We start from the raw sequence: 13,478 nt of genomic DNA on the forward strand, positions 1-13,478 counted from the left end.
CCCGGGTGAAAACGGCGGCGGTGTGCAGAAGCCGGTAGCCGGTGTCGAAGTGAAGGGCAAAGGTATCACTATCCAGGATATGGATAAGGCAACCAAGCCGGTAAGCTTCAACATGGCCGAGTCTGACACCAAAGCCACCGGAAAAAGTATGACCGGCGTGCAGGTGAAGGATACCGACTGGAAACCGCTGCTGCCTGAGTATCAGATGTCCGCTAAGCAGACCTATCAGGATGCTGAGTGGTCACAGGCGAGCACTTTTGGAAATAATAATAAGGGTAAGATCAATTAATTTAATTACCCACTGATTCATCATGTGATCTTAACTAAAACGTGCTTCCCCGGAAGCACGTTTTTTTTATGTCAGGGTAAAAAGTAAAGAGGCAGGGCGACGAGGGAGGGAATGCTCATTATAAATAGGTAGATGTTAAAGGAATAAAAGTAAGAAATTACGCCTCTTTATTTTCAGCTTCAGACGCGAGTTCGTAACGGAGTTCTTTTACCCGGTTTATCAGTTGTATATCATTTGTTACGCCCAATTTTCGCATGGCCATCGTCTTCTGATTACTGATGGTTTTCGGGCTTTTACAAAGCTCATGGGCAATCTGCTTAATCGAATACCCTTCACAAATAAGCTGGATAACCACTTTCTCCCGCGCGGAAAGGCTGTGCCAGCTGCTGTTTTTTTGTCGGCCGGATAAAAACGACGACAAAATCTCATGGGAAATACTGGGTTGCAGGTAGAAGCTGCCGCTATGGACCCGGCGCAACGTGTGCACGATGAGTGAAAAATCCTGTTCGCTTTTGCGTATCACGCTGGCCGCGCCGGCTTCCATCGCTTCCGCAATCTGGTGGGAGGTCAGGTTTGCGCTGTAAAACACAATGCTGACATGCGGCATATGACGGTGAATCGTTCTTAATAATTGGGTGCCTTTTACATCCAGATCTTCCGTGAAGTTGCTATCGCAGATAACAATATCTATTTCATGTAAGTGAAGCTTTTTGAATAAATCATTAGGCGACAAACTAGTAAACAGAACATCGATGTCATGCTCACCCCGTAATAACGTGAGCAAGCCGTAGATAACAATAGGGTGCTGATCCGCTATTGCCACTCTTATTTTTTTATCGGAAATGGGCCCTACCGGGCGCAAGGCCTCGGGTTTCTTTCTTTGCATAATCGGACACTGGTTAAATGAGAATGCAGTAAGTGTAATTTGAGTTTCTGCATTTGTATATTTAGTTGCCTGCGGGGACGAATTATTTTCACGTTGCCATAAATAGGACCCAAAATTTAACACTATTTTGGGTGCTATAAAAATCATGAAAATAATAAGAGAAGGGGAATTGATTAACGGAGCCGATGAATAACCTGATTGCTGCTGCCGCGCCAGATCAACGCCGGATCCTTCAACGCCTGTATAAACTTGCCATCAATCAATACGTTAATCAGGCTGGTCACCTCGCGTTGCGCGTCACTCAGCGTGCCGAGCTGGTAGCCGGTCCATAGCCAGATATCTTTTCCTTCACACTCCGCCCGCACGCGTTTCACCAGATGCAGGATGGCGGAAAGATTGTGCGGATGCAAAGGATCGCCGCCGGACAGGGAGAGCCCCTGCCGTGGAATGCGTAAATCATTGAGGTCATCAATAATTCGGTTCTCATCCTCCAGGGTAAACACCCGGCCGGAGTCCGGCCGCCAGGTGCTTTTGTTATAACAGCCGGGGCACTGGTGCTCGCACCCGGCGACAAACAGGGTGCAGCGCGTGCCCGGCCCGTTGACCACATCGATTGGGTAGTAGTGATGGACATTCATCGAGGTTTACCCCAACCGGCCGGTGTGAAGGTGTTTGACGCGACGTTTGACCTCTTCCTGTTTGCCGGCATTAAACGGCCGCGCATCGGGGCTGCCGAGGTAGCCGCACACCCGCCGGGTCACGGAGACGTTACTGGCATCATGGTTGCCGCATTTTGGGCAGGTAAAACCTTTGCTGGTACAGTCAAACTCACCGGTAAAGCCACAGACATAACACTCGTCAATCGGCGTATTGGTGCCGTAATAGGGTACCCGGTGGTAGCTGTAATCCCAGACATCTTCCAGCGCCTTGAGGTTATGTTGCAGGTTCGGGTATTCGCCGTAACAGATGAAACCGCCATTTGTCAGCAGCGGGTAGGGGGCTTCAAAATCCAGTTTGGCATAGGGGTCAACGCGCTTTTCCACATCCAGATGGAAGCTGTTGGTGTAGTAGCCTTTATCCGTCACCCCCGGAACCACGCCGAATTCGGCGGTGTCGAGACGGCAGAAGCGATCGCACAGGTTTTCGCTGGGGGTGCTGTAGAGGCTGAAGCCGTAGCCGGTCTCCTCTTTCCACTCATCAGTGGCAGCCCGCAGCCGCGCGACAATCTGCACCGCCTTGGCCCGCAGCGATGGGTAATCAAACACATGCTGGTTGCCGGAAAGCGCGTTGATGGTTTCATGCAGGCCAATGTACCCCAGTGAAACCGAGGCGCGGCCCTGTTTGAAGATCTCCGCGACATCATCATCCGCTTTCAGGCGCACCCCGCACGCCCCTTCCATATAGAGGATCGGGGCGACCCGCGCCTTCACCCCCTCCAGCCGCGCAATCCGCGTCATTAACGCCTTTTTCGCCAGCACCAGCCGCTCATCCAGCAACGTCCAGAACCGGGACTCATCATCGCGCGCCTCCAGGGCGATGCGCGGCAGGTTGAGGCTGATCACGCCGATGTTATTGCGCCCGTCATGGATCAGCTCGCCGTTCTCCTCATAGACGCCCAGGAAACTGCGGCAGCCCATCGGCGTTTTGAACGAACCGGTGACCTTCACCACCTGCTCATAATTGAGGATGTCCGGGTACATGCGCTTGCTGGCGCACTCCAGCGCCAGTTGTTTGATGTCATAGTTGGCGTCGCCCGGCTTATGGTTAATGCCGTCGCGGATGGCGAACACCAGCTTGGGAAATACAGCGGTTTTGCGGTTCTTGCCCAGCCCGGCGATGCGGTTACGCAGGATAGACTGCTGAATCAGCCGCGACGGCCAGCAGGTGCCGAGGCCAAACCCAAAGGTGACGAACGGCGTCTGGCCGTTGGCGGTATGCAGCGTGTTGACTTCATACTCCAGCGACTGGAATGCGTCGTAGCACTCCTTCTCTGTGCGGTCGCGGGCGTAGCCTTCCACATCCGGGATCTGCCACGCCTGGGCGGTGGCGCGGTGCTTGTCAAAACTGGCGGTGACGTAAGGGGCGAGGATCTCATCGATACGGTTAATGGTCGTGCCGCCATAAATATGGCTGGCGACCTGCGCGATGATCTGGGCGGTAACGGCGGTCGCCGTTGAGATCGACTTCGGCGTCTCAATCTCGGCATTGCCCATCTTGAAGCCGCCGGTCAGCATTCCTTTCAGATCAATCAGCATGCAGTTGAACATCGGGAAAAATGGCGAGTAGTCGAGATCGTGATAGTGGATCTCGCCGCGCTCATGGGCCAGCACCACGTCACGCGGCAGGATGTGCTGCTTGGCGTAATGCTTGGCGACGATGCCGGCCAGCAGATCGCGCTGAGTCGGGATGACTTTGCTGTCTTTGTTGGCGTTCTCATTCAGCAAGGCGGGGTTACGCTGCTCCACCAGCCCGCGGATCTCCTGGTTCAGTTTCCCGCGTTGTTCACGGGCGACATCGCGGTCGTGGCGATATTCGATATAGGCGCGGGCCAGCGCCTTGTGCGGCCCGGCCATCAACAGATTTTCCACGGCCTCCTGGATCTTGTGAATATCCACCTGATCCTGACCGGCCAGCTGGGCGGCCACATGCCGGGCCACCCCGGCGCAGTAGTCGTCATCTTTTAGCCGGGCCGCCTGCGCCGCCCGGGCAACCGCCTGCATAATCCGCGCTTCATCAAAGACTACCCGGCACCCGTCCCGCTTTATCACCACTGGTTTCACGATGGCACTCCTTTGGTGGTTACCCCGCAAGGGGCAAGAATCACTACATGTAGAAGAGGTGGGTTACTATACGCACTATATGTAGTGCTCTGGCGAGCCTTAATGCAGCTTTGCTTGATATAAGACAAAGAAAAAAGTGCGCTGTGGAATCTCTGACCATTACCGGGCCGGGCACCGGCACACTGACACCGTGATACCGCAATATTAGATATTAACGATTTTTTTACATGCGCTCCCCGGCTACACTGCTGAAAAGCAGCTATTTTCGGGACAGCGTGAAGGCGGGCAGGAGAGCAATGAAAGTATTGGTCACTGGAGCGACAAGCGGGCTGGGGCGTAATGCCGTGGAGTGGTTATTGCAGGCGGGCCATCAGGTTCATGCCACCGGGCGTAATGCCGGGGTGGGCGACATGCTGGCGGCGCAGGGTGCGCAGTTTACCGCGCTGGATCTGGCCTCAGCGGACATCGCGGCCTGCCGGGCGCTGGTGGCGGGGTGTGATGCCGTCTGGCATTGTGCAGCCAATCAACAGCCGTGGGGCGACTATCAGTCGTTTTATGACATCAACGTCATGGCCACTGAAAACCTGTTGCAGGCAGCGGGGGAAGCGGGCGTCGGGCGCTTTATCTACGTTTCGTCTGCCGCGATCTATTTTGATTACCGCCACCGTTACAACGTGGAAGAGGGCTTCCGCCCGTCGCGCTTTGCCGGCCACGCCGTTGCCAGCAAATATGCGGCGGAGGAGAGCATCCGGCGGCTGATGCCGCACTATCCCCATATCTGCTGTATCATCCTGAGGCCCGGCGCGCTGTTCGGCCCGCATCAGCAGGGCGACCTGCCGGTCATGCTGGAAAACCTGCGCCACAGTCAGGGCATTCTTGCCCTGCCGGACGGCGGGGTGGCCCGTTCAGAGTTTACCTTTGTGCTGAATGTGGTGCAGGCGCTGGCGCTGGCAACGGAGCAACCGGCGCTGGAGAGCGGCACGGTATTTAACATCACCAACCATGAGGCGCAGAGCCTGGCGCTGATGCTGGAGATGCTGCTGGGGCAGCAATTAGGGATTCAGTACTACCTGCGCGCCACCCCTTACCAGATCGCCTACGGCAGGGCGGGGCTGCATGAGCTCAGGAGCCTGGTGCGGCGGCAGCGGCCGCGGGTGACGCGGCACAGTGTCGCGGCGGCGGCCTATGATCTGACCCTCAGCCAACAACGGGCGCGGCAGACGCTGGGCTACACGCCGCGCTATACGCTGGCCGAGGGCATCGCACTGACTGCCCAGTGGATGATTGCGCAGGGCCTGGTGACCCCGCGCTGAGAGGTCAGCCGCGCAGCCAGTAAACCGCTTCAAACGGGCGCAGCGTCATCGCTGAAGGCCGCGCGGCGGCGTCGCCGTAGTTATCCATCAGCAGCGTCCACTCCCCGGCGGACCCGGCATCCTCATCGGGCTGCCAGGGTTGCGCCTCCCGGCTGAGGTTGGCGGCCACCAGCAACTGCTGGTCACCGTGCTGACGCCGGTAACACCAGAGCCACGGGTGCTCGGGCAGCAGATCCTGATAGTCCCCGTGGGTCAGGATCGGCAACTGCTTGCGCAGGGCGATCAGCCGCTGGTAGGTGTAAAACACCGACTGCTTGTCCGCCAGCGCCCGGCTGACGTTGATCTCGTGGTAGTTGCCGCACGGCTCCAGCCACGGCGTCACGGTGCTGAACCCGGCATGGTCGCTCTCATCCCACTGCATCGGCGTGCGGCCGTTGTCGCGTGATTTGCCCGACAGAATATCCAGCAGCTCCGCCTCCGGCCGCCCGGCCGCCAGCAGTTCCTTGAACATATTCAGGCTCTCGACATCCCGGTATTGCGCCAGGTAGCGGTAGCCGGGGTTGGTCATGCCGATCTCCTCCCCCTGGTAGATATAAGGCGTGCCCTGCATCCCGTGCAGCACCATCGCCAGCATCTTGGCGGCGGGCACCCGCAGCGCGCCGTCATCGCCGAAGCGCGACACCGCCCGCGGCTGGTCGTGGTTACACCAGAACAGCGCATTCCAGGCGTGGCCATGCATCCCGCGCTGCCACTCGCCGAAAATCCGCTTCAGCTGCACGAAGTCCGGCCGCGCGCGCACCCATTTCTCGCCGTTCGGGTAGTCCACTTTCAGGTGGTGGAAGTTGAAGGTCATGGAGAGTTCGCTGCCGTCCAGCGCGGCGTAACGGCGGCAATGTTCCAGGGTTGTCGAGGACATCTCGCCCACGGTCATCAGCCCCAGCGGCTGGAACACCTCGCGGCTCATCCCCTGCAAAAACTCATGGATGCGCGGGCCGTCGGTGTAATAGCGGCGGCCGTCGCCGGTGTGATCAGAGGGCAGGCCGGGGGTTTTTGAGATCAGGTTAATCACATCCAGCCGCAGGCCGTCGACCCCTCTGGCGGCCCAGAAGGCACAGACCTGGTGCAGCGCCTCGCGCACCGGCGGGTGCTCCCAGTTCAGGTCAGCCTGCTCGGGGGCGAACAGGTGCAGGTAGTACTGGCCGCTGGCCTCATGCCACTGCCAGGCGTTGCCGCCGAACTTGGAGCGCCAGTTATTCGGCAGGCCGTCCGGCGTGGTGGGGTCCGGGTCACGCCAGATGTAGTAGTCGCGGTAGGCGCTGGCCGGGTCCTGCGCCTGGATAAACCACTCATGCTGGGTCGAGGTGTGGTTGAACACCATGTCCATGATGATGCGGATACCGCGCCGGTGCGCCTCGTGCGTCAGCTCCTCAAAGGTCTCCAGCGTGCCGTAGGCCGGGTCGATTGAGCAGTAGTCAGCCACGTCATAGCCGTTATCCACCTGCGGCGAACGGTATACCGGCGTCAGCCACAGCGCATCCACCCCCAGTTGTTGCAGGTAATCGAGGCGGCTTATCACCCCGCGCAGATCGCCCAGCCCGTCGCCGGTGCTGTCCTGAAAACTCTTGGTGTAAATCTGGTAAATAACGCCGTTTTGCCACCAGGGCAGAGGTGCGGACATGACTATGCTCCCATATCAAAAGAAAATTCAGCGAGGAAAAAGGGGAAAAGGCGGGCGCCTTCGCGGCGCCCGGCAGACAATCAGGTGTACGCCAGCTCACCGCGGCGCATTTTGCGCTGGTAGACCAGCACGGTCAGCAGAACCGGCACGACAATCGCGGTCAGCATCGCCAGGGCGTAGACGGCCCAGAACTGCGGTTTGATCGACAGGATGCCCGGCAACCCGCCGACGCCGATGCCGTTAGCCGTCACATGGGCCAGCCCGCAGATCAGCGCGGCGCAGGCAGAGCCGATCATCGCGCAGAGCATCGGGAAGCGGTATTTGAGGTTGATCCCGTACATCGCCGGTTCGGTCACGCCCAGGTAGGCGGAGATGGCAGCCGGCACCGAGATTTCACGCTCATTGTGTTTGCGGCTGACGATGATGATGCCGGTCACCGCGGCGGCCTGCGCAATGTTGGAAAGGGCGATCAGCGGCCAGACCGGCGTACCGCCCATGTTCTGGATCATCTGCAAATCGATGGCCAGCGTGGTCTGGTGCACGCCGGTGACCACCAGCGGCGCATAGAGGAAGCCGAAAATCGCCGCGCCAATCGGCGCGAAGGCACCGGTCATCATCGCGCGCACGCCCCAGGCAACGCTGTCACCAATCATGCGGCCGAACGGCCCGATCAGCGTATGGGCGAGGAACACCGCCAGGATCAGCGAAATCACCGGCACCACTACCAGCTCCAGGTAGTTGGGCACGATGCGGCGTAACCGCGTCTCGATAAAGGCCAGCATCACCCCGGCCAGCATCGACGGGATCACCTGCGCCTGATAGCCCACTTTTTCAATGGTAAACCAGCCGAAATCCCAGACGTCCGGGATCTGCTGCCCCAGCAGGTAGGGGTTCATCAGCTGCGGTGACACCAGCGTCACGCCCAGCACAATGCCGAGGATTGGCGTGCCGCCCAGCTTTTTCACCGTGGCCCAGCAGATGCCCACCGGCAGGTAGAAGAAGATCGCCTCACCGAGCAGCCAGAGGAAATCGTAAATGGTCTGCCACAGCGGGTAGAGCTGCGCCAGCGACCGGCCGTTGCTCATCGGGATGTCGCCGATGATATTGCGGAAGCCGAGGATCAGGCCGCCGCTGATCAGGGCGGGCAGCAGCGGGAAGAAGATCTCGGCAAAGTGGGAGATGCCGCGCTCAAAGAGGCTCATGTTCTGGCGGGCCGCCACTTTGGCCTGCTCTTTGTTGGCACCGCTGTTGCCGCTGGCGGCGATCAGCGCCTTGTAATAGTCACCTACCTCGGGGCCAATCACCACCTGGAACTGCCCGGCGTTGGTGAAGCAGCCTTTTACCATGCGCAGGCCTTCAATGGCTTTCGGGTCAGCCTTGGCCGGATCATTCAGGACAAAACGCAACCGGGTAATACAGTGGGTGACGGTAGCGATGTTGCCGCTGCCGCCCACCAGGGTAATCAACTGCTCAATGTCAGACGGGTTGACCGTGGTTTTTTTGCTCATGGTTGTATGCTCTTTGTTAGGCGCGAGGGCAAAGGCGTTTTCCGGCCGGAACAAGGGAAGGTGTTTTGAAAGCATAGCGTGAATCTGGGTCTGTGGAATTGGGAACGTTCCCACTTTGCGCCGGTGATCACATATTTCCACTGGCCGCAGCGGGGCAGGCCTGTGGCGCTACTTAACCAGATGGCAGGGGATGGTGATCTGGCGGATGTCCGGGTGGGCACTCTGGAGCTGGCTAAGCAGCTGTTCGGCGGCACGCAGCCCGGCGGTGCCGTAGCCCATCTCGATGGAGAAGGTCTCCGGGAACAGGAACCGCAGCAGCGGGTTATTGCCGATGCCGCACACCTGCACCGTGGGCAGGCCATGCTGTTGCAGGTATTTGGCTGCGCCCAGCGCGATGGTGTCCGAGGCGCAGACCAGCGCCTGCATACCGGGTTGCAGCACCTCAGGGGCGAGCTGGAAACCGCTCTGGTAACGCAGCTCGCCGATCGCCATCTGCGGCGTCAGCCCCGCTTCCCCGCAGTAATCGAGATAGGCCTGCTGGCGGCGCAGGCCGGTGGTGGCATCGTCCGGGGTTACACCGATGTAGCCAATCTGCGGGTGGCCGCGCCGGCTCAGCTCATCCATCAACAAACGCACCGCGCCCGCGTCGTCATAACAGACGGAGGAAAGCCCGGCGTAATCCCGCGCCAGCGTCACCATATTCGCCTGCCACGGCTGTAATAATGCATCCTCCAGCCCGGTAAAGCCGAACAGGATCACCCCGTCCACATTGCGCTGCCGCAGCACCTGCAGGTGCTCCCGCACGCGGGCGGTGGAGAACTGGCTCTCCATCACAATCGGATCAAAGCCCTGCTGGTAAAGCAGCGGCAGCATGGCGCGCACCGCCTGGTTCTCCGACGGGGAGTCGAGGCGCGAGACGACGATCCCAACCACTTTATCGCTCTGGCCGCGCATGGCGCGCGCCGATTTCGACGGCGTAAAACCGTGCTCACGGATCACCGCCTCCACCCGCTCACGGGTGCGCGGGCTGACGCTGCCTTCATTGTTGAGCACGCGGGAAACGGTGGATTTCCCCACGCCGCTGAGGCGGGCAATATCTTTGATGGTCAGGCGACTGGTCATGGTTGACGGCTGGTTATCATGGGTTACAGGGAAAAGGCTTTCCTTTTTAACTGAAATTCCGGCGCGGTGCACCCTCTGTTCAGACCAGACCGTCGCCCCGGCTGGAAGAATTCTTAAATTTGTGGGTGAAAACGGTAAAACGTTGGGGGCAAAAAGCAGGGCGCGCCTGCTAAGGCGCTGAAAGTTTTTGTTATTAAAGGGCATGATCGGGCAGGCGGGGGCAAAGGCGTGATCTATGGCGGTTTTTTAGCCACAAAGGGCGACGGGCCGGCGCTTACCCTTTATTATCCCTCGGGTTACTCTTGCGCATTGCTGTAATGACCTCCAGGGACTGATAAGAATGAAACGCCGTTTACCCCCCACGCTGCTGGCCTCGCTGATCCTGCTCTCCCCTGCGCTGCGGGCGCAACCTGCCGGCGATCTGCCGTTGATGCCCTGGCCGCAACGAGTCGAGGCCAACCAGCAAGGGTCGCTGATGCTCGATAACCGGCTGACCATCGGCGTCAGCGGGGACGATCTCGGCCCGGCCGTGGCGCGCTGGCGTCAGCGCATCGAACAGCAGACCGGCTGGACGCTGCTGCCGCAGGCGGATAACCCGCAGCAGGCGCTGATCATGGTGGTGATCAAACAGAAAGTGGACCCGCAACCGCTGCCGGACAGCGATGAGCGCTACCAGCTGACCATCACGCCGCAGGGCGCGGTGCTGAATGCGGAAACGCGCTTTGGTGCCCTGCGCGGCATGGAGACGCTGTTGCAGCTGATCCACAACAACGGCAGCCATACCGCGCTGCCGCTGGTGCGCATCATTGACGCGCCACGTTTCCCCTGGCGCGGTGTGCTGCTCGACTCCGCGCGCCATTTCCTGCCGGTCAGTGACATCAAACGCCAGCTCGACGGCATGGCCGCCGCCAAGCTGAACGTCTTCCACTGGCACCTCACCGACGATCAGGGCTGGCGTTTCGCTTCAACCCACTACCCGAAGCTGCAGGAGCAGGCGAGTGACGGCCAGTTCTACAGCGTGGCGCAGATGAAAGAGGTGGTGGCCTACGCCACGTCGCTCGGCATCCGCGTGGTACCGGAGATCGACTTGCCCGGCCACGCCTCGGCCATTGCCGTGGCTTACCCGGAGCTGGTCAGCGCGCCCGGTCCCTACCTGATGCAGCGGGAGTGGGGCGTGCATCAGCCCACGCTCGACCCAAGCCGCCAGGAGACTTACCAGTTTGTGGACACGATCCTGGGCGAGGTGGCAGCGATCTTCCCCGATCCCTATCTGCATATCGGCGGGGACGAGGTTGACCCGACGCAGTGGAACGCGTCGCCCACGATCCAGGCGTTTATGCAACGCAACAATCTGGCGGACAGCCACGCGCTCCAGGCCTACTTCAACCGCAGGCTGACGCTGGTCCTCGGCTCCTGGCAGCGCACCATGGTGGGCTGGGATGAGATCCACCACCCGGATCTGCCGAAAACAGCGGTGATTCAGTCCTGGCAGGGGCCGGATGCGCTGGGCACCGTCGCGCAGGAGGGCTACAAAGGGCTGCTCTCCACCGGCTTCTACCTCGACCAGCCGCACAGCACCGCCTACCACTACCGCAACGAGGTGCTGCCGCAGCCGCTCTGGATCGACGATCAGGTGCATCAGGATGAGCAGGCGCAGAGCTGGGCCTTCACCATGCCGCGCCTCAAAGGCAAGCCGGTAGAGGGCAGCGTGACCCTGATTGAGGGGCCGCAGGGCTGGCGCGGGTTTATCGACTTCAGCGGCAAATCACGCCGGGCGGTGCGCAATATCACCTGGCGTGACGCCGGAGTCACGTTCCAGATCGATACCTGGATGGGTGACACCCGGCCGGTGCTGACGCTGAAAAACGGCACGCTGGCGGGTTACTTCCTGATCGGCAACGTGCGCTACCCGGTCAGCGGCAAGAAGCTCGCGTCGGTACCGGCCGGCACCGCGCCGGTAGTGCCGGACCGCGCCGGGGTCGCCAACATCCTCGGCGGCGAGGCGGCACTCTGGGCAGAAGCGATCACGCCGCAGATCCTTGACCTGAAACTCTGGCCGCGCGGCTTTGCCGTGGCGGAGCGGCTCTGGTCAGCGCGGGATGTGCAGGACGAGCAGAACATGTACCAGCGGCTGGCGGCGGTGGATGCGTGGTCGGTGGTGTCGGTGGGGCTGCAACAGCACGCCGAGACGGCGCGCCAGTTTACCCGGCTGGCGCAGAGCACGCAGATTGCACCGTTGCAGGTGCTGGCGGAGGCGATCGAACCGGCGCAGTACTACACCCGCCTGCACCTGAAATTCCAGGCGGGCAATTATCACCAGTTCGAACCGCTAAACCGTTTTGCCGATGCGCTGCCGCCGGAGAGCGACGAGGTACGCCGGATGAACCTGGAGGTGCAGCAACTGCTGGCTGACCGCACCAACAGCCAGGCCGCCGACGCCCTGCGCCAACGCTTCACCCGCTGGCAGGCCAACAGCACGGCGGTCGCGCCGCTGCTGGCGGGCAATTCGCGGCTGGTGCCGCTGCAACCGGTGGCCGCGGACATCAGCGCGCTGTCGGTACTGGGCCAGCGGCTGGTGGACGTCGCCCAGCGCGGCAGCCTGATGGGCAGCAATGAGGTGAAGCGCGCCCGCCAATTACTGGACAGCGCAGCCGCAGTGCGGGATGAGGTGGTGATTGCCGCGGTCTACCCGCTGGAAGCCCTGCTCGACGGCATCACCCGCAAAGAGGAGAGCGGGGCGAAACCGGCCAACGGCAAGCGCCGTTAACCGGCCCGCCGGGCAGGAAAAGAGAACGGGGCAGGTGCCTGCCCCGTGAGGCATCAGGTGCGCGCGGCGCGCTTGTTGACCCAGACGTTCAGCAGCAGCGTCACTGCCAGAATCCCGCCTACCACGCCCAGCGAGACCGCCACCGGGATGTGGTAAATATCCATCATCAGCATCTTCGCGCCGATAAACACCAGGATCACCGCCAGGCCATACTTCAGCAGCGAGAACTTCTCCGCCACGTTCGCCAGCAGGAAATACATGGCGCGCAGGCCGAGGATCGCGAACAGGTTTGAAGTCAGCACGATAAACGGGTCGGTGGTGACGGCAAAGATCGCCGGGATGCTGTCCACCGCGAAGATCACGTCACTCAGCTCCACCAGAATCAGCACCAGCAGCAGCGGGGTGGCAAAGCGCACGCCGTTGCGGTAGGTGAAGAACTTCTCGCCATCCAGTTCGTCCGTCATCCGCAGGTGTTTGCGCAGCCAGCGCACCAGCGGCTTCTCGCCCATGACGGCATCATCCTCTTTCGCCAGCGCCATTTTGACGCCGGTAAACAGCAGGAACGCGCCGAACACGTAGAGGATCCAGTGGAACTGCGTCACCAGCCAGCTGCCGCCGAAGATCATCAGGGTACGCAGCACAATCGCGCCAAGCACGCCGTACACCAGCACGCGCCGTTGCAAACTGGCCGGGACGGCAAAGTAACTGAACAGCATCAGCCAGACGAAGACGTTATCCACCGCCAGCGCTTTCTCAATCAGGTAACCGGTGAGGAACGCCAGCGCCTGCTGGTCCGCCACCTCGCGCCCCAGCGTCCCGTTGAGATACCACCAGAAACCGGCATTAAACAGCAGCGCCAGGCTGACCCACACCAGCGACCAGCAGGCCGCGCTCTTCATGGACATGGTTTGCTGCCCGCGCTTGCCCTGCAACAGCAGGTCAACCGCCAGCATAATGGCGACGATGACAGCGAAACTGCCCCATAGCCACGGGTTTCCAACAGAGTTCATAGGGTGCTCCTCATTATCCTGAAAACAAAAAAACGGCTGACATCGGAAGACGTCAGCCGCTCTGTTGAGCTGTAAGCAAACCCCGCCTTCCGGCAAGGTCTCACTTACAACCCGGATAAGATGTT

Annotated in this window: 10 protein-coding genes; 3 read left to right on the plus strand and 7 right to left on the minus strand. The window is 60.4% G+C overall.

Features of this window, described 5'->3' with window-relative positions; translation table 11 throughout:
• A partial coding sequence (locus CYR32_RS21730) for a hypothetical protein (protein WP_165698280.1) occupies window positions 1–289 on the plus strand: 289 nt, incomplete at its 5' end.
• Between the two features lie 157 nt (window positions 290–446).
• Here the strand turns inward: CYR32_RS21730 and CYR32_RS19140 are convergent.
• The 3 genes from CYR32_RS19140 to nrdD all read right to left on the minus strand — a co-directional run bounded on the left by CYR32_RS19140 (window position 447) and on the right by nrdD (window position 3,955).
• Window positions 447–1,175: a response regulator gene (locus CYR32_RS19140; protein WP_165698281.1), complete on the minus strand. Its 729-nt coding sequence runs from the start codon at window positions 1,173–1,175 to the stop codon at window positions 447–449.
• A gap of 173 nt (window positions 1,176–1,348) precedes the next feature.
• Window positions 1,349–1,813: an anaerobic ribonucleoside-triphosphate reductase-activating protein gene (gene nrdG / locus CYR32_RS19145; RefSeq protein WP_101826720.1), complete on the minus strand. Its 465-nt coding sequence runs from the start codon at window positions 1,811–1,813 to the stop codon at window positions 1,349–1,351.
• 6 nt (window positions 1,814–1,819) lie between these two features.
• Window positions 1,820–3,955, minus strand: coding sequence for an anaerobic ribonucleoside-triphosphate reductase (nrdD, locus tag CYR32_RS19150; protein ID WP_101826721.1), 2,136 nt, complete (start codon window positions 3,953–3,955; stop codon window positions 1,820–1,822).
• Between the two features lie 296 nt (window positions 3,956–4,251).
• Between nrdD and CYR32_RS19155 the strand changes: the two genes are divergently transcribed.
• Window positions 4,252–5,268: an NAD-dependent epimerase/dehydratase family protein gene (locus CYR32_RS19155; RefSeq protein WP_101826722.1), complete on the plus strand. Its 1,017-nt coding sequence runs from the start codon at window positions 4,252–4,254 to the stop codon at window positions 5,266–5,268.
• Between the two features lie 4 nt (window positions 5,269–5,272).
• Here the strand turns inward: CYR32_RS19155 and treC are convergent, their stop codons facing one another.
• The 3 genes from treC to treR form a co-directional block, all read right to left on the minus strand.
• Window positions 5,273–6,946 (minus strand): alpha,alpha-phosphotrehalase, encoded by a 1,674-nt coding sequence (gene treC, locus CYR32_RS19160; protein WP_101826723.1) that lies wholly within the window; start codon window positions 6,944–6,946, stop codon window positions 5,273–5,275.
• Window positions 6,947–7,026: 80 nt separating this feature from the next.
• Window positions 7,027–8,454 (minus strand): PTS trehalose transporter subunit IIBC, encoded by a 1,428-nt coding sequence (gene treB, locus CYR32_RS19165; protein WP_101826724.1) that lies wholly within the window; start codon window positions 8,452–8,454, stop codon window positions 7,027–7,029.
• A 168-nt stretch (window positions 8,455–8,622) separates the two neighbouring features.
• Window positions 8,623–9,576 carry a trehalose operon repressor TreR gene (treR, locus tag CYR32_RS19170; protein WP_101826725.1) on the minus strand — a complete coding sequence of 318 codons (954 nt, stop codon included), beginning with the start codon at window positions 9,574–9,576 and terminating at the stop codon, window positions 8,623–8,625.
• A gap of 340 nt (window positions 9,577–9,916) precedes the next feature.
• Between treR and CYR32_RS19175 the strand changes: the two genes are divergently transcribed.
• On the plus strand, window positions 9,917–12,343 hold the full coding sequence (locus CYR32_RS19175; RefSeq protein ID WP_101826726.1) for a beta-N-acetylhexosaminidase: 2,427 nt from the start codon (window positions 9,917–9,919) through the stop codon (window positions 12,341–12,343).
• Between the two features lie 53 nt (window positions 12,344–12,396).
• Here CYR32_RS19175 and CYR32_RS19180 read toward each other — a convergent pair whose 3' ends face one another.
• Window positions 12,397–13,353, minus strand: a complete 957-nt coding sequence (locus CYR32_RS19180; RefSeq protein ID WP_101826727.1) for a TerC family protein — start codon at window positions 13,351–13,353, stop codon at window positions 12,397–12,399.
• Window positions 13,354–13,478: the final 125 nt, after the last annotated feature.

The organism is Chimaeribacter coloradensis (assembly GCF_002858715.1).
In the GTDB taxonomy this organism is placed as follows: domain Bacteria; phylum Pseudomonadota; class Gammaproteobacteria; order Enterobacterales; family Enterobacteriaceae; genus Chimaeribacter; species Chimaeribacter coloradensis.